Genomic DNA, 24,238 nt, shown 5'->3' with positions numbered 1-24,238 from the left:
ATCATGGAAGCGCATGAAAAAGGCTTCTTCACAGAAGCCAATTCCGTCGAGGTCGTGACCGGCCGCAACCGCAATGCGAAGAACGACCGGCTGAAGCAGGTGATGGAGGTCGTCACCCGGAAGATGCATGAGGCGGTGAAGGAGATCGAGCCGACGCAGGACGAATGGCTGGAGGCGATCCTCTTCCTCACCCGCACCGGGCAGATCTGCAACGAATGGCGGCAGGAGTTCATCCTGCTTTCCGACGTTCTGGGCGTTTCGATGCTGGTCGACGCGATCAACAACCGCAAGCCTTCGGGTGCCTCGGAAAGCACGGTGCTCGGTCCGTTCCACGTCGATGGGGCGCCGGAACTCCCGATGGGCGCCAATATCTGCCTCGACCAGAAGGGCGAGGACATGTTCATTCATGGACGGATACTCGACACGTCGGACAAGCCGATCGCGGGCGCGGTGATCGACGTCTGGCAGGCCAACGACGAAGGATTCTATGATGTCCAGCAACAGGGCATCCAGCCTGATTTCAATCTGCGTGGCGTCTTCCGCACCGGACCGGATGGCCGCTACTGGTTTCGCGCAGTGAAGCCGAAATACTATCCGATCCCTGACGACGGCCCGGTAGGGCAGCTCCTGAACAGCCTCGGGCGCCATCCCTACAGGCCCGCCCATCTTCACTACATCATCAAGGCAAAGGGTTTCGACACTCTCGTCACCCATATCTTCGACCCTGACGATCCCTATATCAGTTCCGACGCTGTGTTCGGCGTGAAGGAAAGTCTGCTTGCCGAATTCAAGCGCACGCATGATCCGGCGCGGTCGAGGGACTATGGCTTTGAAGGTGATTTCTGGGATGTCGAGTACGATTTCGTCCTGGCGAGGAAGGAGGAGGCTCGGTCACCCCTTTAATTTCTCGGCACTATCGACTTCAGTGATATTTCTCGCGCTCACGGCCTAGAATCGTACGGGCATCGAGCCCGGCAATCGGCTGCGAAAGATCGGACGGGATATTGCCGGAAAGCTGCAGATCGAGATAGCGGGCGCAGCATACCCTGAGAAATGAAGTGAAATTGCCGAGGTCGTGACCGGCATCGATCGATTCATGATGCAGCCGGGTAATGAGCTGGACGACGTTCATACCGTCACGTCTGGCAATTTCCTCGAGTTTGGACCAGAAGAAATTTTCCAGTCGGACGCTCGTTACCATGCCGTCGATGCGCAGCGAGCGCGTGGTGCTTTCCCACAGCCTTGCATCGGCCTTGATAAACAGTTCGCACATGACATCCTCCCGGTGCCGCCCGTTGTGGGCGGCACTTTACCAGCCCTCAAGCTGCCAGCACAGCCATGAATTGCTTGAGCCATGCGGGATGCGCCGGCCATGCGGGTGCGGTGACGAGCTTGCCGTCGGTTACAGCGTCGCTGACGGCAATCTCGGCATAGGTGGCGCCAGCGCGCTCGACTTCGGGCCTGCAGGCCGGATAGGCCGAGCAGATGCGACCCTCGAGAACGCCTGCCGCGGCAAGCAGCTGCGCGCCATGGCAGATTGAAGCGACCGGCTTTTGGGTGTCGAAGAAATGGCGGACCGCCTTTAGCACTTTCGGATCGAGCCGCAGATATTCGGGCGCCCGTCCGCCCGGAATAACCAGGGCATCATAGTCCTCGGCGCGGATGCTCTCGAACGTCGCATTGAGCGCGAAATTGTGGCCGCGCTTTTCCGAATAGGTCTGGTCGCCCTCGAAATCGTGGATCGCGGTTGCAACCGTCTCGCCCGCTTGCTTGCCCGGGCAGACGGCATGAACCGTGTGGCCGCAGGCTTGCAAGGTTTGGAACGGAACCATGGTCTCGTAGTCTTCGGTGAAGTCACCGGTGATCATCAGAATCTTGGCACTTGGCATTTCTGTTCCTCCCTGAAACGACAGGTGAAACATAGCGAACCGCAAGCTCTGAGGGGTACTGAGGGGATACTACGAAGAAAATTCTATGCCAGCCTCCGGTGAGCCGTTGGATCGGGAATGGGAACAGCTGCCATCAGCGCCTGGGTGTAGGGATCCTGCGGTGCCTCGAAGACCTGGCGGCGCGTGCCGGCTTCGACGATCCTCCCATGCCGCATGACGGCCACCCTGTGCGACATCCGTTCGATGACCGCCATGTCGTGGGAAATGAAGAGATAGGCAAGGCCCATTGTTTCCTGCAGTTCCAGAAGCAGGTCTAGGACGCGAGCCCGGACCGAGACATCGAGTGCCGCGACGCTTTCGTCCGCAACGATCAGTTTCGGCTCCAGGGCAAGGGCACGGGCAATGCAGATGCGTTGGCGCTGGCCGCCGGAGAATTCGTGCGGATAACGGGTCGCGGCATCCGGCGTCAGGCCGACACGGTGCAGCAGCTCGGCCACCCGATCTTTCCGCTCGGATTTGCCGCCGAGGCCGTGGATGACCATCGGCTCGGCGACGGCGGTGCCGACCGCCATGCGTGGATCGAGAGAGGCGTAGGGATCCTGGAAGATCATCTGCGCCGAGCGGCGGACAGGCTGCATCTCCCGCTGGCTCAATCCGGCGATGTTGCGGCCATTGATCACGACATCGCCGGTGAAGGGAATAAGGCCGAGCACGGCCTTGCCGGTCGTCGACTTGCCCGAGCCGCTCTCGCCGACGAGACCGAGCGTCTGGCCCGGCCTGATGTCGAACGACACGTCGTTGACGGCGGGCGCCGACGCTGCTGCCTTGAAGAACCAGCCTGCCTGGCTGCCATAGGTGACGTTCAGATTGCTGACGGTGAGGACGGGCGTCCGGTCGCGCTGCAATATTTCGATCTTCGTCTCGCTGACGCGGGGAGGCGTGTCCGTCCCGGCATGGGCGCCGAGCCTTGGCACTGCTGCAAGCAATTGTTTGGTGTAAGGCTCCTTCGGATGACCGAAGACGGCAAGTGCCGAACCATCCTCGACGATCCGGCCGTCTTGCATGATGACGACGCGGTCCGCCATCTCGGCGACGACGCCCATGTCATGGGTGATGAGAATGATCGAGGCGCCGAATTCCTGCTTGAGCTCACGCATCAGCTTGAGGATCTGCGCCTGCACGGTCACATCGAGCGCCGTCGTTGGCTCATCGGCGATCAGCACCTTCGGCCGGCACGAAAGCGCCATGGCGATCATGACGCGTTGCCGCATTCCACCGGACAGTTCGTGCGGGAATTGCTTTAGCCGGCGGGCAGGGTCGGTGATCTGCACCGCATCCAGCATTTGTTTTGCGATCGTTTCCGCCGTCGCGTTGTCGCTGCCCTGATGCTCGCGGATCGCCTCGCTCAGCTGTGCCCCCACCGATATGACGGGGTTCAGCGACGTCATCGGTTCCTGGAATACCATGGCGATATCACCGCCGCGAACCTTTCGCATGGCGCGGTCGGGCAATTGCAGCAGGTCGCGGTCTCCAAGCAGGATCTTGCCCGATGCGACCTGCAGCGAAGCCTTCGGCAGAAGTCCCATGATGGCGAGCGAGGTCACGGACTTGCCGGAACCGGATTCGCCGGCGATGCAGAGCGTCTCGCCTGATGTCAGATCGAAATTGATATCGTCGAGGATGCGTCGGCGGCCCTCGGGCGTGCGCGCGTCAAGACAGAGGTTGCGAACCGAAAGTACCGGCGCTGCGGCAGAGTTGGGTCCTGTCACTCGAACACGATCCTTGGAAAGTAGAAGGAAACGACCCAGTTCGGCATGTCGACGATCTCGCTGATCCTCAGGTCGCCGCATACCGAGCAGAGGAGATAGGCGTCGACAGGGCTCATCCCATGCTCGTCACCGAGCAGGTCGATCATTCGCATCAGGCTTTCCCGCGCGCCGGTCATCAGGTCAGGGCCGATGCCTGTCGTCACCTCGTAGCCGGCTCCGTCAAGATGGCGGGAGACCGGCTCCGTAATGGTGAAGCGCGGGCTCTTGAGACGTGCATCCTTCACCAGCTCGATCGTCGCCTCGACGTTCATCTGGCTTTCGATGGCGGTGCCGCATACCTCGCCATCGCCCTGCGCTGCATGGGTGTCGCCGATCGAGAACAGCCCGCCTTCGACTTCGACGGGAAGGTAGAGCATCACACCGGCGCTGAGGTCGCGAATATCGAGATTGCCGCCGACATTGCGTGGCGGCACGACGGAGTGCAGGCCGGGCTCGGCAGGTGCAAGGCCGATCGTCCCGGCGAATGGCTTCAGCGGCACACGACCGCCAGGGCCGTAGAGTGCGGGGGTCATGCTGTTCGCATCATAGGACCACATGTGCAGGGCCGGGTCCGGAAACTGGTCGGCTAGCAGGCCGAAGCCGGGAATATTGGCGGTCCAGCCGAGACCGGAGGGCACGAAGCGGCGAAGTGTCACCTTCAGCGCGTCGCCCGGCTTGGCGCCTTCGATATAGACAGGTCCGGATACGGGATTGATCTTGCCGAAATCGAGGCTTTTCAACGATTCTACGGTGGCGCCGGCGCCGAGCTGTCCGCCTGACGAATCCAGGCATTCAAAGTGAATGGTCTCGCCGGGCTTGGCGATCAGCGCCGGTTCGAAATCGCGGTTCCAGCCAAAATTATGCTGCGCGCGGTGGATAGTATGGGTGCAAACAATGCACATGTCATTTCTCCGAAGATTGAGCCTCCCCGAACTGCGTTCGGAGAGGCATTGGACCCTGTCGGCTTATTTCTTCACGAAGATCGCTTCATAATTAATGACGCGCGTCGGATCGATGTAGACCTGATCGGCGCCACCCATGCGCTTCGCCTTGGCAACGACGCGGCGCTCGTTGAAGACCGGAATCCATGGTGCATCCTTCTCCTGGATTTCGGTGAAGATCTTGCTCCAAGCCTCGTTGCGCTCGGTCGCCTTTGCGGGGAGCTGCATTGCATCAGCTGCCTGCGCACGCGGCTCGATATCCTTGTTGCAGTACCACGACCAATTCCAGCCGCCGGCGACAGCACTACCGCAGCCGAGGATCGGTCCGTAGAAATCGGAAGGATCCGGGAAGTCGGCAATCCAGCCGAGGCCGCCGGACCAGACCATCGGCGCTTCGCCCTTGGTGCCGCCGGCAGCGATGATGTTCGGGTTGGCGAGCGCCTTGATCTCGACCTTCACGCCGATGGCAGCCAGATCCTGCTGGATCGCCTGGGCGATGCGCGGCTGCGGATCGGTGTTCGACGTGTAGAGCGTCGTCGAGAACCCGTCCTTGAGACCGGCTTCCTCAAGCAGAGCCTTCGCCTTCTTCATGTCGTAGGCGTAGCCCTTATAGCTCTTGTCGTAGCCCGGCATCAGCGGTGGCAGCACTTGGAAGGCCGGTTCGGCGCGGCCGTTAATGATGCGGACGATGCGATCCTTGTTGATCGCCATGTTGAGCGCCTGGCGAACCTTGACGTTGTCGAGCGGTTTCACCTGGGTATTGAGCGTCACGTAGCTGGTCTCGAGCTGCTGGCGATCGACGATCATGCCCTCGAAGTCCTTGGACTTCTTCATTTCCAGATATTTGGCGGGCGGGATGCCGTCGCCGGCAATGTCGACTTCGCCCTTCTGCAGGCGAAGCAGCGCGACCAGCGGCTCCTGGCCGAGCTCGACCGTGTATCCGTCGATATGCGGACGATCCTTGACGAAGTAATCAGGGTTTCTCTCAAAGACCAGGCGCTGGCCGACGGTCCATTCCTTCAGCGTGAAGGCGCCGGAGCCGATCGGGTGCTTGCCGAAATCGCCGCTCGCCGCTTCAACAGCTTCCTTCGGCACAACGGAGGCAAAGTTGAGTGCCAGCACGTTGAGGAAAGTCGCGTCGGGCTGAACGAGCGTGAACTTCACGGTGTGGTCGTCGACGGCGACGATGCCGTCCAGCCCCTGTGCCGTGCCGGCGGTCATCGCATCCGCGCCGACGATCGAATGGAAGAAGCCGGCGCCCGGCCCCTGCGTCTTCGGATTGACGGCGCGCTCGATCGAGTACTTGACATCAGCGGCGGTGACCTCGCGGCCATTGGTGAACTTGACGCCAGAGCGCAGTTTGAAGGTGTAGGTCTTGCCATCAGGGGAGACGTCGTAGCTTTCGGCAAGCGACGGCTTCAGCTCGGTCGTGCCGGGCGTGTAGTCGACCAGGCGCGAAAACATCGCGTTGATCATCGACCAGTTCTGCCAGTCATAGCCGATCGCGGGATCGAGCGTGGCGATGTCGTCCTTGAAGCTGACGACGATACTCCCACCCTTCTCGGCGGTTTCTGCATGGGCCAGCGCTGGAACTAGCGAGGTTGTCGCGAGCATGGCGGCGAGGGCCGCGCGTCGCAGGAATGTCTTTGTCATCATAGAACTCCTCTGTTGGTTTTTTGCGTGGTTATTGCGCGCGGATGCGCGGGTCGATGAAAGGGGCGATGATGTCGGCAAGCAGATTGCCGATGACGATGGCGAGCGCCGAAACCAGCGTGACGCCCATGATGATCGGAATGTCGACCTGCTGGATTGCCTGCCAGGCAAGCTGGCCGATGCCCGGCCATCCGTAGACCGCTTCGACGACGACCACACCGCTCATGAACTGGCCGATGTCGATGCCGATCATGGCGATGATCGGAAGGATGGCGTTCGGAAGTGCATGGCGGAAGACGATACGGCTCGACGACAGGCCCTTGGCGCGGGCGGTCCGGACATAATCCTGGTTGAGCACGTCGATCATCGCCGAGCGCACCATGCGTGCATACCAGCCGGCGCCGAGGACGCCGAGCGTCATGGCGGGAAGGACGACGTGATCAGGCGTGCCGTAGCCGCTCATCGGGAACCAGCCGAGCGTGGCGGCGAAGACATAAAGGAGAAGCAGCGCGACGACGAATTGCGGTGCCGAAACGCCGACGAACGATGCCATCATCACCAGCCGGTCGACGAGGCCGCCGCGCCGCACGGCCGCAATCGTCCCGAGCGTGATGCCGATAGTGACTTCGACCACGATGCCGGCCGCCATCAGGACGAGCGTCGCGGGCAGGCGGGCAAGGAGCAACGGCAGCACCGCGGTCTTCTGCGTATAGGAACGGCCGAGATCGCCGTGCAGGATGCCGCCGACATAGTGGAAAAACTGCAGGATCAGCGGCTGGTCGAGGCCGAGTTCGTGGCGAATGGCGGCAACTGTTGCCGGCGTGGCGCTGCGTCCGGCGATCAGGACGGCAGGATCGGCCGGCAGCGCGTAAAGCAGCAGGAAGGTGATGGCTGCAACCCCGAGCAGGATGAGGGCGGCCTGAACGAACCGCCGCAGGATGAGGAATGTCATCAGCCCCTTCCTCTCTGCGTTGGATCCAAGATGTCGCGCAGCGCATCGCCGATCAGGTTAAAGGACAGTGCGGTCAACAGGATAACGGCACCGGGGATGAAAACGAGCCAGGGCGCCGTGTCGAAGTAGCTCTGGCTCTCGAAGATGATGTTTCCCCAGGAGGGTTGCGGCGGTTGCACCCCGATGCCGAGAAAGGAGAGTGTTGCTTCCAGCAAGACGGTGGTCGCGATGCCGAGGGTGCCCCAGACGATCGCGGTCGGCATGAGATGCGGCAGGATGTGCACCAGCAAAATGCGGAAATGGCCGGCGCCGAGCGAGCGTTCCGCCATGATGAAGTCGCGCTCCACCAGGCCGCGTGTCTCGGTGTAGACGATGCGGGCAACCTGCACCCAGTTGACCAGCGCAATGACCATCGCCACGATCCAGAGGCTGGGCTTTAACAGCGCCGCCAGCACGATTGCCAGCAGCAGCGCCGGGAAGGCCATCATCAGGTCCGTGAAGCGCATGAGGAGATTGCCGACGGCGCCTCTGATGTAGCCGGCGACGATGCCGATGAAGAGGCCGATCGCGACAGCTATCCCGTTGGCAACGAGGCCGATGACCAGTGAGGTGCGGGCGCCGAACAACAGGCGCGAGAACAGGTCGCGACCGAGCGTATCTGTCCCAAGCAGATACGGCCCGCCAGGTGGCAATGGCGCGCCCTCCATCGACAGCCCGTCGAACATTTGATCGTCCGGGCTGAACGGCGCGATCAGCGGTGCGGCGATTGCCATGACGATCACAAGTACGACAATGATCAACCCGAACAATGCGGATGGCTGGCGCAACATTGCTTTCCAAATTCGCATCAGACAGCCTCGGGTAGCGGCTCGGCGCCACCGATTATAAAGGCGGACAGCTGCTCCATCGTCAGCCGGCGCTGCATCGCGCAGCCGCGCAGAATTGCATAGGCCCGTTCCTCGCTGACGCCGCGGACGTCCATGATCTTCTGGACCGCAGCATAGATGAGCGGTCGCATCCGCGCCCGTTCTTCGAGATGGCGGAGCTTTTCGGCCGTAGCCTTGCGCTCTTCGTGGATCGATAGGGCCATGACGAGCGCCGGGAAAACGGCGGACGGCGTGATCGGCTTGGCAATGATGGCGCCGGCCCCTTGCTCCAGCGCCCAGGCGATGCGTCCCGGCGCTTCCGAACCCAAAAGGGCGACCACCGGCAGAGGCGGATTTCCGGCGTTCCAGGGCAGCAGCCCGTCCCACCCCTGATCGGCGTCGACGATGACCATGTCAGGAAGTTCGTGCGCGCCGATCGGCGCCCAGCGCACCGACATGCTGAAGCCAAGCAGCGCCAGCTGCCGGATGAGGCGTTCGGTATTGCTGTCTTCCCGATGCAGGATCGCGGCATGCCAGCCGGTGAAATTCGGTGTCTGCCTCATGAAACCACCCTCAGTTTGGAGGATGGCCCGGTATGGCGCCCCGTAAGATAGGGATCGGCAGCAAGTGCGGCGCGCGACGCGATGACGTCAAAGCCGTTGTCACTGTTGATCCGGCCGAGATGGAAGGGCAGGGCTGCGTGATTGGTTTGCGCATCGATTGAGAGCGGGCCGAAGAGGCTGGGCCAGGCGGCAGAATAGAGCTCGCGCCGGACGGCCTGCGGTTCGTCGCTGCCTGCGGCAAGGATTGCTTCGACGCACAGGTTGACCGCCGTATAGGCGCTGGCGAACACACTGGAGACACTGCGGGCCGGGCCATAGTGCCCTGCCACTCTCGACTTGAACGCGAGGTTTGCCTCCGAGCCAATGCTGTCGAAATAGGACGCGGCGCAGAGCTGGCCGACCGCCGCCCCGGCTTCGATATCGGCGAGCTCGCATTCCATCAGGTCGCAGCTGACGACGGGGCAATTTTCAGGGCGAAATGCAGGGTTGCGATCGCCGAGCAGCTTGATGGCGGCCAGAAAGGCATAGCTGGAGGGGCCGATCAGATTGTTGAGAATGAAGCTTGGACGGCGCTGCTCGATATCGGCAACAATGCGCTCCACCGCCGTCTCTTCAAGCGGCAGATAGCGCTCGCCGAGCACGTCGCCGCCGGCATTGGTCACAAGTTCGCGGGCGAGCCGGTTCATTTCCCAGCCCCAGACGTAATTCGCGCCGACGAGATAGGGACGCTTGCCATAGCGAGGGATCAGATGCTCGAACAACGGCAACAGGTGCTGGTTTGGGCAGCCGCCGACATAGATGACGTTCTCGTTGGCTTCGAACCCCTCGTAAGGGCACATATACCAGAGAAGACCATCATGCTTTTCGACCAGCGGAATGACTTCCTTGCGGGCGGCCGAGGTAATCGTGCCGACGATATGGCGGCATCCGGCATTTCGCAGCATATGCCTTGCGCCGTCGAGATAGGCGGGAATATCGGCATGCGGGTCGACGAAGACGGGTTCGATGACCCGCCGGCCGGTGCCGGCGAATTCCTGGATCGCGAATTCGGCGCCGTCGCGCGCGTCACGACCCATCGAGCCGTAGGGTCCGGTGGTCGAAAACAGGATGCCGATCTTTAGCGGATCACTCATAGGAACTTATCCAAATGCAAAAACCCCCACGACGCGTTCCCCATCGCGGATGGGGGCATCATGGGGGCGAAACTGCCCAGCGACAATCGAAGTCATGTGATCGCGAAAAGGTCCTGCCTATTCCGCAGGCCTGAGTAAAATACAGGCAGCTGACATTTGTCAAGCGCCATTCTCTGCGCCCTGCTGCGACATATACCGTGCCATGGGATTCAATGCCGCGCTGGCATCGGGACCAGGATGTGATACGAATCCAATATGGCTGACCAACCATTTTCCATAAAGCAGCTGGCCAATCCGGAGCGTCCGGTTCGCATTGGCTTTTTTCTTGTGCCCGACTACCCGCTGATGACTTTCTCCGCGGCGCTGGACGCGCTTCGCCAGGGAAATAGGCTCGCCAAACGGAAGGCATTCGAATGGGTTTTGATCTCGTCCGATGGGAGCGATTCGAGATCGAGCAGCGGTCTGGTCATACCTGTCAGCCACGCCATGGCGAACGCTCCCAAATGCGACATCGTGATTGTCTGCTCGGGCGTCAACTATGCTGCAGGTTATGACGGCAACACGTTTGCCTGGCTGCGGCGTCTCTATTACGAGGGCTGCGTTCTCGGAGCCGTGAGTACTGGTGTCTTCTATCTCGCCAAGGCAGGCTTGCTGGAAGGGCGCAAATGCGCCGTGCATTGGGAATCGCTTGCGACCTTCCGCAGCGAGTTTCCGAAGTGCTTTGCCACCGACGACATCTTCACGATCGACGGGCGCTTCTTGACATCCTCCGGCGGTACGGTGACGCTCGACATGATGCTTTATCTGATCGCGGCGATCGAGGGTCGCGAGCTTGCCTCCCAGATATCCGACCAGTTCAATCACCCCCGCATGCGTCGCCAGGACGACGCGCAGCGCATGCAGCCGGAGGATCGTTTCGGTATCCGCAATGCCAAGCTCGGCTTTGTCATAAGACGCATGGAGAGCAGCCTCTATGAGCCTATCGAGATTGCCGAGCTTGCGGAAAGCGTCAGTCTCTCGACCCGCCAGCTCGAGCGGCTGTTTCAGGCAAATCTGCAAAAGAGCCCCTCGAGGTTCTATATCGATCTGCGAATGGCCCGGGCCAGGGATTTGCTGGTGCACACCGATTTGTCTGTCGCCGAGGTTGCAGATGTCTGCGGCTATGAATCCCCATCCCATTTTAGCCGGTTCTACCGGCAACATTTCGACGAAAGCCCGGCGGCGACGCGAAAGGCCAACGTTACCGATCGCGCGGTTGCCGTTTAACCGGCAGCAGCGAACGATCTGACAGCACTTGTCGCATCGCGCATAGACCATGTCGGATCAGTGCATTCTTTCGATGGAAGAACGCTCGTAGCTTTATTCGCGACGGTCAAACGACGAAAAAAGTTCCATCCGAATCTGGAACGAAGGCGAGCCCCAACGAGGGCCGTTACCGCATTGAAAAATAAACTTCACGGAACAGCCTGCGAACAAATTGGAGAACACGAAGTTGGAAAAATTCCCCCATCCCTACATTCCGACGCTCATCGACGAGATGACCGACGGTGCCATCAGCCGTAGAGATTTTTTGCGCAAATCGACATTGCTCGGCCTTTCCGCCGCCGCGGCCTATTCCGTCGTCGGCATGGTCGATCCTTCCAGCCTGCTCAAGGCAGCAGACATGCCGAAGGGCGGCAATCTGCGCATCGGCATGCGCTGCATGGAAATCAAGGATCCGCATCTGGCGGATTTCGCCGAGAAGTCGAACGTGATCCGGCAGGTCTGTGAATATCTGACCTTCACGGACCGCAACAACATCACTCATCCCTATCTCCTGGAGAAATGGGAGGTCAGCGACGACCTCAAGACCTGGACGTTGCACATCCGCAAGGACGTCAAGTGGCGCAAGGGCAAGCCGCTGACGGCTGATGATGTCGTCTGGAATCTGAAGCGCGTCAGCGATCCGGCTATCGGCTCTTCAGTGCTGGGCCTGTTCACCGGTTATCTCGTGCAGGAATACGATGCCGGCGAGAAGGACGAAAAGGGCAACCCGAAGAAGTCGAGCAAGCTCTGGGCCGACAACGCGATCGAAAAGGTCGACGACCACACCGTCCGCCTCAACTGCTTTGCGCCCCAGATCGCCGTCCCCGAGCATCTGTTCCACTACCCGATGTTCATTCTCGATCCGGCCGACAACGGCGCTTTCGGCCCGGATGCCAACGGCACCGGTCCGTTTCAGCTCACCGAATATACCGTCGGCAAGAGCGCAAAGTACAAGGCTCGCACCGACTATTGGGGCAAGGGGCCATATCTCGACACGTTCGAATATGTCGATCTCGGCGACAACCCAGGCGCCGGGATCGCGGCGATCGCATCAAAGCAGGTCGATGGCCTGTCGGAAGCCGACGCCGTCCAGATCAGCGCGATGAAGAACTTCCCGCACGTGGCGGTCTTCAAGGTCGAGACGACCCAGACGGTCGTTGCCCGCATGCATCCTGACGTCGATCAGTTCAAGGACAAGCGCGTTCGCCAGGCCATGCGGCTTGCCATCGACCGCGACAAGATCATCCAGACCTCGCTTCTCGGTGCCGGCACGCCGGCCGAAGATCACCATGTCGCACCCTCGCATCCGGAGTACGCGGCGCTTCCGAAATATCCGCGCGATATCGAGAAGGCTAAAAAGCTCCTTGCCGATGCCGGCTATCCCAATGGCTTCGAATTCGACATGGTGACACGCCCGGATCCGATCTGGGAGCTGAATACCGCGCAGGTGCTTGCCGAACAGTTCAACGATATCGGCGTCAAGATCAACATCAAGTCGCTGCCGAGCGCGCAATATTGGGAAGTGTGGACGTCGGCTCCGTTCAGCTTGACTGCCTGGGGTCATCGGCCGCTCGCCATCATGACACTGTCGCTTGCCTATCGCTCGAATGCCGCCTGGAACGAGTCCCACTATGCCAACACCGAGTTCGACACGCTGTTGACCCAGGCAGAAGGCATTCTCGATCCGAAGGAACGCAGCAAGGTCATGGCGAAGATCGAGGCCATCATGCAGGACGACGGACCGATCGTGCAGCCGTTCTGGCGAACTTTCTCGACTGTCATGGACAAGAAGGTGAAGGGCTTCGACCTCCACCCGTCGCAGTACATCTTTGCGCATGAGTATGCCATCGCGGTCTGACCGTCGGCGTCGTGCCCGCTCGGAAAAACCGGGCGGGCAAAACAAGCGCGTCCAATCCTGGAAGTCTGTCACCCATGGTGAATTTCATTACAAAGCGACTGTTGATGATGCTGCTCACAATGCTGTGCGCATCGTTTCTGGTCTTTGCCGTGTGCGAATTCACGCCGGGAAGCGTGGCGCGCAAATCGCTCGGGCCGTTCGCGACGCAGCAGCAGGTCGATCTGCTGACGCAGAAGCTCCGCGCCAACGATCCTTTGCTGGTGCGCTACGGCCGCTGGCTCGGCGTTCTCGTTGGCGCTATTCCCGATCCGTTGCAGGATCCGGGCACCGGTCTCAACTTCTCCGATCCGCGCGGCGCCCGCTATTTCGGCAATTTCGGCTATTCGACGCTCAACAAGCTGCCGGTCAACGACGTGATCTGGAAAAGGCTCGGCAATACCTCAATTCTGGCAGGCCTTGCATTCCTGCTGATCGTGCCGTTGTCGATCATTTTCGGGATCCTCTCCGGTCTCAAGGAGGGCGGAGTGCTGGACCGAACCTTGTCGGTCATCTGCATCACCTTCACCTCGATCCCGGAATTTGCGTCCGGCGTATTCCTGGTCACGCTGTTCGTTATTCTCTGGCCGATCCTTCCGGGGACGAGCCCGCTGGATTCGGACGGCGGCTGGCCGATCCCTTCGCAACTGGTGCTGCCGGTCGCTGTCCTCGTCATCTATGATTTCGGCTATGTCGCCCGGATGATCCGTGTGTCGATGATCGGCGTGATGGAGCGGCCTTATATCCGCACCGCCGTTCTGAAGGGCATGGGCACCCGGCGCGTCATCCTCGGGCACGCGCTGCGCAACGCGATGATCGCGCCCTTTACGGTGTTGCTGTTGCAGATCAATTTCCTGATCAGCGGCGTCGTCGTCACCGAGCTGGTCTTTGCCTATCCGGGTTTCGGCAGGTTGCTTCTGGATGCGAGCATGTTCGGCGATATCGCAACGCTCGAGGCCGCAACCCTCATCACCGTCGGCGTCGCAGTTGCAACGCAGTTCGTCGGAGACCTCGGCTACATGCTGCTCGATCCCCGCATAAGGATGGCGTGAACAATGTCGGTTCAACAGGATATCGATGTGTTGAAGACGGTACCGGTCAGGAAGGCCGAACGTTCGAAATGGATGCAGGTCTTCAAATCGCGCACGGCAGTCGTCGGGTTATTCCTCGTCGCCTTCTGGATTTTGGCAGCGCTGCTAGCGCCCATCCTGCCGCTGCCGTCGCCAACCGATTCCGACGTGATGGCCATGGCCGACCCCACTCCCTCGGCTGCTCATTGGCTGGGGACCGATATTCTCGGCCGCGACCTCCTCTCACGCCTGATCTTCGGCGCCCGCACCGTCCTCGTCGTCGCGCCCCTGTCGGTTGCCGTCGCCATGGTCGTCGGCATCGCGATCGGCATGGTTGCCGGCTATTACGGCGGCTGGATAGACACCCTCATCAGCCGCTTTTCCGATATCATCCTGGCCTTCCCGGTGCTCGTCCTCTACGTCATCCTGATTGCCAATATCGGACCTTCCGTCTTCAACATCGTGATTGCAACGACGATCGCTTCGGCACCGGGGATCGGCCGCATCACCCGCGGGCTGGTGCTCGGCCTCAAGGAGCAGGAATATGTCGCAGCGGCAAGGCTGCGCGCCGAGGGCACGCTGTACATCATGCTGGTCGAGCTGCTTCCCAATTGCCGGAGCATGCTGATCGTCGATGCCTGCCTGCGCATCGGCTATACCATCATCACCATCGGTATCCTCGGCTTTCTCGGCCTCGGCCTGCCGCCACCCAATCCCGACTGGGGCGGCATGGTCAAGGAGAGCACGACGGTCATCAACGTCTGGCCGCTGATGTCGCTGGCCCCGTCATTTGCTATCGTGAGCCTCGTTCTCGGGTTCAATCTTCTTGCCGACGGGCTTCGGGAGGCCTGGAAGCCATGAACCTTATCGTTTCTGAGATGAAGGGGATGCCGATGTCGGACGCGCCCAATACCGCACCAGGTGCCGACGCCGCGCCCCTTCTCGAGATCAAGGATATCCGCATCGAGTTTCGCGGCAAGCACGAGACCGTGGTCGCGGTGCCACAACTGTCGTTTGTCGTTCGCCCGGGCGAAAGCTATGGCCTCGTCGGGGAATCCGGCTGCGGCAAGAGCACGACGGCGATGGCGATTATGGGGTATCTCGGTCAAACCGGGACCATCACTAGAGGTAGCATCCGCTTCGACGGGCAGGAACTTGTCGGCGCGACGGACAGGCAGTTGCGCGCCATTCGCGGTCGACGGATCGCCATGGTCTATCAGGACCCGATGAGCGCGCTGAACCCGGTCAAGACGATCGGCGCCCAGCTTGCCGAAGTGCCGCTCCTGCACCTTGGCGCGACCCGGAAAGAAGCGCTGGAGATGGCAGCGGCTATGCTCGACGACGTCCGCCTGCCTGATGCCGGCGACATGCTGAAACGCTATCCGCACCAGCTTTCGGGCGGCCAGCAGCAGCGCGTCGTCATTGCGATGGCGTTGCTGGCGCGGCCGTCGCTGCTACTGCTCGACGAACCGACGACCGGCCTCGACGTCACGGTCGAAGCAGCCGTCATCGACCTGATCGGTGAACTGCGCCGGCGTTATTCGACGAGCCTGCTGTTCATTTCGCACAATCTTGGCCTGATCGCCGAAAGCTGCGATCGCGTTGGCATCATGTATTCCGGCGAGATGGTTGAAGAGGGAACGACCGGCGACCTGTTCCGCCATCCCCGCCATCCCTACACCCAAGGTTTGATCGACTGCATTCCCGACATCGGCAGCGACAAGCATACGCGGACGCTTGCCGCCATTCCCGGGCACATTCCGCAACCCCAGGAACGGCCGGAGGGCTGTTTCTTTGCGCCGCGCTGCGCCGGTTTCACGGCCGGTCTGTGTGACCGTCCCGATCTCGCTCTAACGTCGGCGGGTCCTGAGCATCTCGTGCGCTGCGCGCGCTGGCCGGAGATGGAGCGCAAGCCTTTAACCTTGCCGATGGAACTCGCAGAGCGTCATGCGGCGGTCGATGAAATGCAGCTTTCCGACGTCACCAAGCTCTATAGCGTCAGCGCCGGAAGGACCCTGAAGGCAAACGAGTCCGTTTCCTTCAATGTGGGAAAAGCAGAGATCGTCGCGCTCGTCGGGGAGTCCGGATGCGGCAAGTCGACGCTTGCGCGCATCGTGACCGGTCTAGATCGAGCCACGGCGGGCGAAATCCGCCTCGCCGGTGAGAATATCGCCGAGCTGCAGGCCCGGCAGCGGCCGAAGCATTTGCTGCAATCGGTGCAGATGATTTTCCAGAACCCCGACAGCACCCTCAATCCTTCGCATCCTGCGGCGTTCTCGATCCGTCGTTCGATCAAGAAATTCGGCGTGCGCAAGGGCAAGGCCGCCATCGAGCAGCGGGTGAGAGAGCTTCTGGAGATGGTCCGGCTTTCGCCGTCACTGGCCGATCGCAAGCCGAGCCAGCTTTCCGGCGGGCAGAAGCAACGCATCGCGATTGCGCGCGCCTTTGCCGCCGATCCCTCGCTGATCGTCGCCGACGAGCCGGTTTCAGCACTCGACGTCTCCGTGCAGGCAGCGGTGGTGACGCTCTTGCTCGATATTCAGAAAGAGAAGCATACGACGATGCTGTTCATCAGCCATGACCTGGCGCTCGTGCGGCATGTCGCCGACAAGGTCGTGGTGATGTATCTCGGCAAGGTGATGGAGCAGGGCCGCGTCGACGAAGTCTTCGGCGGCGGAACCCATCCCTATACTGAAGCCTTGCTGTCGGCGATCCGCAGTCCAAATCCGGACGAGGTGCCGCGCGAGCGTATCCGGCTGACCGGCGACACCCCGAGCCCTGTCAATGTGCCGGCAGGCTGTCGCTTCGCCACCCGCTGTCATCGCAAGCTGGGGACGATTTGCGACACGGTGCCGCCGCCGATCCGTCAAATGTCGCCGACCCACGAGATCGCCTGTCATATCGAACGGGCGGACCTCAGCGCGACGCCACCCGTCTTTGCTGTCGGGCCTGTGAGGCAAGCATGATCATGCGGCAATTTCCCTCGACTTTGGCGACGCTCTGGCAAAAGGCCGAACGCTCCCGCGCCATCCTGCCGATCATGGCAAGTGTCTGTCTCGTCGGCACTGGCAACGGCCTGTTGACGACCGCCGTGTCGCTGCATCTGAGCGGCCCCGGCATCGATGCGCATGTCGTGCAGCTGGTGCTGACGGCTTTCCCGGTCGGCTTCCTTGCCGGCTGCCTGATCACCCGCTTTTTTGTCGCTGCCCTCGGCCACGAGCGAACCTTTCTGCTGCTCTCACTGCTGGCGGCACTGGCGACTTCAGGCTTCATCGTGACCGACCTGATGCCGGTCTGGTTCTGCCTTCGGCTTCTGAGCGGCCTTTCCATGGCGGCATTGTTCATCGTCTGCGAGAGCTGGATCAATCTCTATGCCAGCGAGCGCAATCGCGGCACCTATTTCTCGCTCTACATGATGATGACGTCGCTGGCCGTCCTGTTCGGCCAGTTGCTGGTCGAAGCCGCCGGTCCGCATTCGCCTGATCTGTTCCTGATCGCGACAATGGTGATTGCGATCGGTCTCGTCTACAGCAAGTTCATCGGCGGACGCTGGCCGGCGCTGCCCATCTGGCAACAGCGCCCCGATCCGCTGAATATCGCACCTTCAGAACAACGATACGGCCTGTGGCGGTTGGCAATCCTTGCCCCGGTTACCATCGTCGGTGTCTTCCAGGCCGGAATGACCAATATGAACGTCTTCGCCATGACGCCGATCTACGGCGTCCATATCGGCCTGTCCGCGACGACAACCGTTGGACTGGTGACCACCTTCAGCGTCGGCGGCATGCTGGCGCAGGCGCCGATCGGCTGGCTGTCCGATCGCCTGGATCGTCGGCTGATGCTGCTCGTGCAGGGGATCATCGCCGCCTTTCTTTGCGCCGCCATCGTCTGGGCCGGCCATAACTTCGTGCCGTTGCTATTCGTGCTGTTCTTTGCCTACGGCGCGACGGCATTGACGATCTATCCCGTTGCCATCGCCTTTGCCAATTCGCAGATCGATAGCCGCCATATGGTGTCGGCCTCAGGCGGATTGTTGCTGCTCTATTCTATTGGGAATGTGATGACGCCCGGGGTCGCGGCCGGCCTCATGGAAAAGGTCGCGCCGCAGGCGCTGTTCGTGATGCTTGGCACGGGTGCCGCGCTGGTGGCGATCGCAGCCTGCTTCAACCTTCTGCGTCGTCGCGCTGGCGCACCGGCAAAGGCCGGCGCGGCATGCATTGCCCCGGGAGCATGTGAATGAGCAGCAAACCTTCCTTCGATCTGGTCATCCGCGGCGGCCGCGTCGTTCTGCCTGATGAAACCGTCGGTGCCGATATCGGCATCGTCAATGGCCTCATCGCGGCAATTGGACCCCGGTTGGGGCCGGGAAAACGCGAGATTTCGGCCGAGGGTCGCCTCGTGCTGCCGGGCGGCGTCGACAGTCATTGCCACATGGACCAGCAGCCCTGGGAAGGCAAGGCGACGGCGGACGACTTCAATACCGGAACGCTCTCGGCGCTTTGTGGCGGCACGACGACGGTCATTCCCTTCGCCATGCAGATGCGCGGCCAGTCGCTTCGCGACATCGTCGAGGACTATCACCAGCGCGCCGGGCCGAAGGCGCATATTGACTACGGCTTTCACCTGATCGTCGGCGATCCGTCGCCGGACGTACTGCGCGACGAGATCCCGGCACTGATCGCCGAAGGCTGCACCTCAATGAAGATCTATCTGACCTATGACGGGCTGAAGCTCGACGACTACGAGGTCCTGAACGTCCTCGATCTTGCCCGCGCCGAGGGGGCGATGGTGATGGTGCATGCGGAAAACGATGCCTGCATCCGCTGGCTGACGGAGCGCTTCATCGCTGCCCGCAAGACCCAGCTACGCTACCACGTGCAGGCGCATCCAGAGATCGGCGACCGCGAAGCGACGTTTCGGGCGATCAGCCTGTCGGAGCTTATCGAGACGCCGATCCTCATCAGCCATGTCGCGGCGGGCGGCGCCGTCGAGGAAATCCGCCGGGCAAAAGCGCGGGGCCTGCCGGTCTATGCCGAGACCTGCCCGCAATATCTGTTCCTGTCGGCCGAGGACATCGATACCGAGGACCTGTCCGGTTCCAAATGCGTCTGCACGCCTCCACCGCGTGACAAGTCCAACCAACCGGCGATCTGGCAGGGTATCCTGGACGGCACGCTCGAACTTTTCACGTCTGACCATTCGCCCTGGAACTACGCCGACAAGATCGCCGGCGGGCCGGATACGCCGTTCCACCGCATCCCGAACGGCATTCCCGGCATCGAGACGCGATTGGCGCTGCTGTTTTCAGCGGGCGTCAACGGCGGACGGATTTCGCTGCAGAAATTCGCTGACCTGACATCGGGAGCGCCTGCTCGTCTCTTCGGCCTCTATCCGCGCAAGGGCGTGATTGCGGTCGGCTCCGACGCCGATCTGGCTATCTGGGACCCCGAGCGCAGCGTCACGATCGACAACGACATGCTGCATCACGCGACCGATCACACGCCCTATGCAGGACAGACCGTCCGGGGATGGCCCGTCATGACGATCTCGCGCGGCGATCTCGTCTGGGACGACGGAAAGGTGTTGTCGGAGCCGGGCCGGGGCCAGTTCATCGTCCGCCAGCGGCCTTTCCCGCCGCAACAGGGGTTGTCGAAAGTGCTGGCATCATGAGCCGCGAAAAGGTCACCGCTCACGATCGCCTTGCCGGCAAGGTCGTGTTGATCACCGGTGCCGCAAGCGGCATTGGCGCTGCCATTGCTCGCCGCATCATCGCCGAGGGTGGCAAAGTCGCCTGCGCCGATCTCGATGCGGACGCAGCGATAAACCTTGCGGAAACGCTCGGAGCCAACGCCATCGGTCTCCGCTGCGATGTGACGGATCTGCGTTCTGCCGAACGCACCATCGAAGCGACGCAGGCGCGTTTCGGCCGTATGGACGGGTTTGTGCACAATGCCGCTGCCCCATCGAAGGACGGTACGGTTGCGGATCTGGACGAAAGCCGATGGCGGCTGGAGATCGACGTCAGTCTCACCGGCGCCTTCCTCGTCAGCAAATTCGCCATGCCGCTGATCGCCGCGAGCGGTGGCGGGGCGGTGGTGCTGATCGCCTCGCAGTTCGGCCATGTCGCCACCGGCAAGGCAGTTGCCTATTGCGCCGCCAAGGCCGGGCTCATTCATCTTGCCAAGGCAATGGCCGTCGATCATGCGGCCGAAAATATCCGCGTCAACAGCCTGTCGCCCGGCGCAGTGGCAACGGCGCGCCTCCTGCAGCGATGGCCGAACCTTGGCGCTGCCGACGCCGCGCTCGGACCCGCCCACTTGCTCGGCCGTATCGGCAGGCCTGACGAGATCGCGGCTGCTGCTGCCTTTCTTCTCTCGTCGGACGCCTCCTTCGTAACCGGAACCGACATGCTCGTGGATGGCGGCTATGCGACGCGCTGAACTCAATTTTACAAAAGATGTGAACGGGATAGATCAATGACCCTTCTTGTTACCGGTGGAACCGGCTTCGTCATGAGTGTCGTCGCGCGGACGTGGCTCGACCAAGGCCCGGCGGCGCGTGTCGTCATCCTCGATCGTTCCGGGCTTGATGCCATGGCGGAAAAATATTTCGCCCCGGTCCGAGATCGCCTGACAGTTATCACCGGTGACATCTGCGATCCCGCGCAATGGGCGGCAGCACTTGACGCCCACGACATTACCGCCATCGTCCACGGTGCGACCATCACGCCGATCTCGCGTGGCAGCGCCGCCGAGGCAAAGATCCAGCCGGAAGCGCATGATCCGGCCCGCATCGTCGACGTCAATCTGATGGGCACTGTCCGCATGCTCGAATGGATGCGCCAGCATTCCGGTGTCAAGCGCTTCGTCTATATCAGTTCGGGCTCGGTCTATCGCCATCACGGCCCGGATTGGGCGGGCGAGCCCCTGCCGGAAGATGGTTACGTCGCGCCGCTGACCCTCTACGGGATTTCGAAATTCGCCGCTGAGATGGTGGTCAACAGATATGCCGACCTCTTCGGCCTGTCGGCGATCTCGGTGCGGTTGTCATCCGTCTACGGCCCGATGGACCGGGCGACGGAAAGCCGCAATTTCCGCCACGTCCCCAACCGGGTCGCCCACATGGCGCTCGCAGGAGACGTTGTTCGCCCCAACAGCCTTGAGCCGGTCGGCGACTACATCAGCTCTGCGGATGTGGCCGCAGCAGTGATAGCTCTGATCGGTGCGCCCGGGCTGCGCTATCGCCATTACAATGTTGCCAGCGGCGTCGCGACCACCATTGGCGACGTCATCGGCTGGGCACGTGCCCGGGTACCAGGCATCAAGGTCGAGGTCGGACCCGGCGATGCCGCCAATGTCGTCCAAGATACCACTCTGAAGGACGGGATGTGGGGCGCCTATGATATCGCGCGGATCATCCGCGATACTGGCTGGCAGCCGCGGCCGGGCGAGGTGGCATTTCATGATTACATGGATTGGATCCTTGCCAACGAGAAAACGCGGGAGGGGAAATAATGCCGGGGAAAGTGCACCTGCCACTGACCGAACATCAGCCGCGCGACTTTATCGGCTATGGTCCAAACCCTCCCGTCATGATCTGGCCTGATGGCATCAAGGTCGCGATCAATCTCGTCGTCAATTACGAGGAAGGCTCGGAATATTCCTGGCTCGAAGACGGCCGCAACGACAATTGGGGTGAATATAATATTGCGAACAGCCCCCCGGTGCGCGATCTTGGCACGGAGACCCACTTCGAATATGGCAGCCGCGCCGGCATCTGGCGACTGGCACGGTTGTTCGACCGCTACCAGATCCCGGTCACCGTCTCGGCCTGCGCCGTGGCGCTCGAGCGCAACCCGGCAGTCGTCGACTGGATGAATGCTCGTGGCCACGACCTGCTTGGCCACGGTTTGCGCTGGAGCGAATATTCGACCACCGATCGCGACGACGAGGAGCGTCAGCTTCACGAGGCGATCGCGCTCTACCAGACACTGACCGGGCGACGGCCGCTCGGCTGGAACTGCCGGTCCTTCCCAAGCGTCAATACGCGCGACCTCATCGTCCGCGAAGGCGGCTTTCTCTATTATTCCGATCCCTGCAACGACGATCTTCCCTATTTCTTTCACCATGACGGAACGCGGATGTTGTGCGTTCCCTATTCGAAGACGCTGAACGACAGTCGCTATCTGATCGCTCCAGGCTACAGCAATCCGCGCGACTTTGCCGAGGATTGCCGCTCGGCGATCGACTACATGCGCAGCGAGGCGGATGAGATCGGCGGGCGGATGCTGACCATCGGCGTGCACGCCCGCTGGATGGGCCAGCCCAACCGCGCCGCCGGCCTTCGCGAAGTCATCGAGCATGTGATGAGGACGCCGGGAGCCGGCTTCATGCGGCGCGAAGATATCGCCCGTCACTGGCTGGACAATCATCAGAATTTCGATCGTCGCGCCTGACCTCGCGCGGCGACACGTGCGTCAATTCACAAGGAAGAACAAAATATGTGGGGGAAGGACATGAACGGCGCCCAGGTCGTGGCATCGATCCTCAAGCAGGAGGGCGTGAAGCAGATCATCGGCTTTCCGAACAGCGAGTTGTTCGACGCTTCTGCCGAGCTGGATATCCCGCCGATCATCACCCGGACGCCGCGCGTCGCCGTCAACATTGCTGAGGGGTATGCGCGAACGACGGCGGGCAAGGATCTTGCCGTCGTCACGGTCCAGTACGGCCCCGGCGCCGAAAGCTCCTTTGGCGGCATCGCGCAGGCATTCAACGATCGCGCCCCCATCCTGTTTCTGCCGACGGGTTATCCGCGCGGCTCGGAAGCCGTTTCCCCGAATTTCGAAGCGCGGCGAAATTTCCGGTACATCACCAAGTGGTGCGAGGCAGCGACCCGCGTCGAGGATCTGCCAAAGCTGATGCATGCCTCGATTTCCCGGGTGCGCAACGGCGCGCCGGCACCGGTCCTGCTCGAGCTCCCGGTCGATCTCCTCGCGCAACGGCACACGCCGTTCCAGACGCCCTATCAGCGGCCGCGTCGCAGCGTGCCTCAGGCAGATCCCATCGAAATCGCCGAGCTGGTGGCGACGCTGCTTGCCGCCAGGAACCCTATCGTCTTTGCCGGGCAGGGTGTTCTTGCCGCATCGGCATCGAAGGAACTGGTCGAGCTCGCGGAGCTTCTGCGCATCCCCGTGATGACGACGCCGAACGGCAAGAGCGGATTTCCCGAAAATCATCCGCTGTCGCTCGGCACCGCCGGGCGTGCGCGCCCCGCGACGGTTGATCATTTTGTCGATAAAGCCGACGTCATCTTGGCGATCGGTTCGAGCCTCACACGGTCCCACTACATTCTGCCGCTGCCGGCCACCAAGATTCTCCTGCAGGTGACGATCGACGAAGGCGACATTGGCAAGGACTATCCGGTAGCGCTAGGCGTTCTGAGCGACGCCAAATCCGCGCTGCGCCAGATCATCGATCATATCAGCGAAAAGCGACTGGAACTGCCCGAGCGAAACGGCATCACTGATGAAATCCGCAGGATACGGGCTGCGTTCATGGAACGCTGGATGCCGTTCCTGACCATCGACAGCGAGCCGATTTCGCCATACCGGGTGGTGTGGGAAATTATGCGCGCCGTCGATCCGGCAAAGACGATCATCACCCATGATGCCGGCAATCCACGCGACCAATTCAGCCCGTTCTACGAGGCGACGGTGCCGGGGAGCTATATCGGCTGGGGCAAGACCACACAGCTGGGCAGCGGCCTCGGCTTTGCCCTCGGTGCCAAACTGGCCCGGCCCGACGCGACCGTCGTCAACCTCATGGGCGAGGCGGCGTTCGGCATGGTCGGCATCGATTTTGAAACGGCAATTCGGTGCAATCTGCCAATTCTCACCATTGTCATGCGCAACAACGTCCTTGGTGGCTATGCCGCCAGCATGCCGGTCGCGACGCGGAAATACGGTGCCAACCGTATGTCGGGCGGTTATGCGCCGATTGCGGAGGCGCTGGGTGGATATGGCGAATGCGTCACCGATCCCCGCAATCTGCGGCCGGCTCTGCTTCGCGGCCTTGGCCGCGTTTGCGCAGGGCAGGCGGCACTGATCGAGGTTGTGACGCAGGAAGAACCGCGCCTTCCGGGGCTCTCCTGATGCGGACACGCGGA

21 protein-coding genes are annotated in these 24,238 nt (G+C 61.6%); 12 read left to right on the top strand and 9 right to left on the bottom strand.

Features of this window, described 5'->3' with window-relative positions; all coding sequences use genetic code 11:
• Window positions 1-3: 3 nt before the first annotated feature.
• Window positions 4-903: an intradiol ring-cleavage dioxygenase gene (locus CPY51_RS09855; RefSeq protein ID WP_111160070.1), complete on the top strand. Its 900-nt coding sequence runs from the start codon at window positions 4-6 to the stop codon at window positions 901-903.
• A gap of 19 nt (window positions 904-922) precedes the next feature.
• Here the strand turns inward: CPY51_RS09855 and CPY51_RS09850 are convergent, their stop codons facing one another.
• The 9 genes from CPY51_RS09850 to CPY51_RS09810 form a co-directional block, all read right to left on the bottom strand.
• On the bottom strand, window positions 923-1,273 hold the full coding sequence (locus CPY51_RS09850) for a ribbon-helix-helix domain-containing protein (RefSeq protein WP_111160069.1): 351 nt from the start codon (window positions 1,271-1,273) through the stop codon (window positions 923-925).
• A 46-nt stretch (window positions 1,274-1,319) separates the two neighbouring features.
• Complete coding sequence (locus CPY51_RS09845) at window positions 1,320-1,889, bottom strand: DJ-1/PfpI family protein (protein WP_111160068.1); 570 nt, start codon at window positions 1,887-1,889, stop codon at window positions 1,320-1,322.
• An 83-nt stretch (window positions 1,890-1,972) separates the two neighbouring features.
• On the bottom strand, window positions 1,973-3,658 hold the full coding sequence (locus CPY51_RS09840) for an ABC transporter ATP-binding protein (RefSeq protein WP_244598567.1): 1,686 nt from the start codon (window positions 3,656-3,658) through the stop codon (window positions 1,973-1,975).
• Complete coding sequence (locus CPY51_RS09835; protein ID WP_111160066.1) at window positions 3,655-4,599, bottom strand: acetamidase/formamidase family protein; 945 nt, start codon at window positions 4,597-4,599, stop codon at window positions 3,655-3,657. Before CPY51_RS09835 ends, CPY51_RS09840 begins: the two co-directional genes overlap by 4 nt.
• Before the next feature lie 63 nt (window positions 4,600-4,662).
• Window positions 4,663-6,291, bottom strand: coding sequence for an ABC transporter substrate-binding protein (locus tag CPY51_RS09830; protein WP_111160065.1), 1,629 nt, complete (start codon window positions 6,289-6,291; stop codon window positions 4,663-4,665).
• Between the two features lie 31 nt (window positions 6,292-6,322).
• Window positions 6,323-7,243: an ABC transporter permease gene (locus CPY51_RS09825; protein WP_111160064.1), complete on the bottom strand. Its 921-nt coding sequence runs from the start codon at window positions 7,241-7,243 to the stop codon at window positions 6,323-6,325.
• Window positions 7,243-8,091, bottom strand: coding sequence for an ABC transporter permease (locus CPY51_RS09820; protein WP_111160063.1), 849 nt, complete (start codon window positions 8,089-8,091; stop codon window positions 7,243-7,245). Before CPY51_RS09820 ends, CPY51_RS09825 begins: the two co-directional genes overlap by 1 nt.
• Window positions 8,091-8,672 (bottom strand): ANTAR domain-containing response regulator, encoded by a 582-nt coding sequence (locus CPY51_RS09815; RefSeq protein ID WP_111160062.1) that lies wholly within the window; start codon window positions 8,670-8,672, stop codon window positions 8,091-8,093. Before CPY51_RS09815 ends, CPY51_RS09820 begins: the two co-directional genes overlap by 1 nt.
• Window positions 8,669-9,805, bottom strand: coding sequence for a transporter substrate-binding protein (locus CPY51_RS09810; protein WP_111160061.1), 1,137 nt, complete (start codon window positions 9,803-9,805; stop codon window positions 8,669-8,671). The genes CPY51_RS09815 and CPY51_RS09810 overlap by 4 nt, the downstream gene beginning before the upstream one ends.
• A gap of 255 nt (window positions 9,806-10,060) precedes the next feature.
• Here CPY51_RS09810 and CPY51_RS09805 point away from each other — a divergent pair, with 255 nt between their 5' ends.
• The 11 genes from CPY51_RS09805 to CPY51_RS09755 all read left to right on the top strand — a co-directional run bounded on the left by CPY51_RS09805 (window position 10,061) and on the right by CPY51_RS09755 (window position 24,224).
• A complete protein-coding gene (locus CPY51_RS09805; protein ID WP_111160060.1) occupies window positions 10,061-11,071 on the top strand; it encodes a GlxA family transcriptional regulator in 1,011 nt (336 codons plus the stop codon).
• Between the two features lie 226 nt (window positions 11,072-11,297).
• Window positions 11,298-12,968 (top strand): ABC transporter substrate-binding protein, encoded by a 1,671-nt coding sequence (locus CPY51_RS09800; RefSeq protein WP_111160059.1) that lies wholly within the window; start codon window positions 11,298-11,300, stop codon window positions 12,966-12,968.
• A 74-nt stretch (window positions 12,969-13,042) separates the two neighbouring features.
• A complete protein-coding gene (locus tag CPY51_RS09795) occupies window positions 13,043-14,056 on the top strand; it encodes an ABC transporter permease (protein WP_111160058.1) in 1,014 nt (337 codons plus the stop codon).
• A 3-nt stretch (window positions 14,057-14,059) separates the two neighbouring features.
• On the top strand, window positions 14,060-14,935 hold the full coding sequence (locus tag CPY51_RS09790; RefSeq protein WP_111160057.1) for an ABC transporter permease: 876 nt from the start codon (window positions 14,060-14,062) through the stop codon (window positions 14,933-14,935).
• Window positions 14,932-17,040 (top strand): dipeptide ABC transporter ATP-binding protein, encoded by a 2,109-nt coding sequence (locus tag CPY51_RS09785; protein WP_111160056.1) that lies wholly within the window; start codon window positions 14,932-14,934, stop codon window positions 17,038-17,040. Before CPY51_RS09790 ends, CPY51_RS09785 begins: the two co-directional genes overlap by 4 nt.
• Window positions 17,037-18,314 (top strand): MFS transporter, encoded by a 1,278-nt coding sequence (locus CPY51_RS09780; protein ID WP_338049419.1) that lies wholly within the window; start codon window positions 17,037-17,039, stop codon window positions 18,312-18,314. The genes CPY51_RS09785 and CPY51_RS09780 overlap by 4 nt, the downstream gene beginning before the upstream one ends.
• Complete coding sequence (hydA, locus tag CPY51_RS09775; protein ID WP_111160055.1) at window positions 18,311-19,744, top strand: dihydropyrimidinase; 1,434 nt, start codon at window positions 18,311-18,313, stop codon at window positions 19,742-19,744. Before CPY51_RS09780 ends, hydA begins: the two co-directional genes overlap by 4 nt.
• Window positions 19,741-20,514, top strand: coding sequence for an SDR family NAD(P)-dependent oxidoreductase (locus CPY51_RS09770; protein WP_111160054.1), 774 nt, complete (start codon window positions 19,741-19,743; stop codon window positions 20,512-20,514). Before hydA ends, CPY51_RS09770 begins: the two co-directional genes overlap by 4 nt.
• A 36-nt stretch (window positions 20,515-20,550) precedes the next feature.
• Window positions 20,551-21,588 carry an NAD-dependent epimerase/dehydratase family protein gene (locus tag CPY51_RS09765; protein WP_111160053.1) on the top strand — a complete coding sequence of 346 codons (1,038 nt, stop codon included), beginning with the start codon at window positions 20,551-20,553 and terminating at the stop codon, window positions 21,586-21,588.
• Window positions 21,588-22,529 carry an allantoinase PuuE gene (locus CPY51_RS09760; RefSeq protein ID WP_111160052.1) on the top strand — a complete coding sequence of 314 codons (942 nt, stop codon included), beginning with the start codon at window positions 21,588-21,590 and terminating at the stop codon, window positions 22,527-22,529. Before CPY51_RS09765 ends, CPY51_RS09760 begins: the two co-directional genes overlap by 1 nt.
• 24 nt (window positions 22,530-22,553) lie before the next feature.
• On the top strand, window positions 22,554-24,224 hold the full coding sequence (locus tag CPY51_RS09755; protein WP_275540468.1) for a thiamine pyrophosphate-requiring protein: 1,671 nt from the start codon (window positions 22,554-22,556) through the stop codon (window positions 24,222-24,224).
• Window positions 24,225-24,238: the final 14 nt, after the last annotated feature.

It is taken from the genome of Arminella tubonensis, assembly GCF_003240585.1.
Classification (GTDB): Bacteria; Pseudomonadota; Alphaproteobacteria; order Rhizobiales; family Rhizobiaceae; genus Rhizobium; species Rhizobium tubonense.
This window is presented reverse-complemented; position numbering and strand designations above follow the sequence as displayed.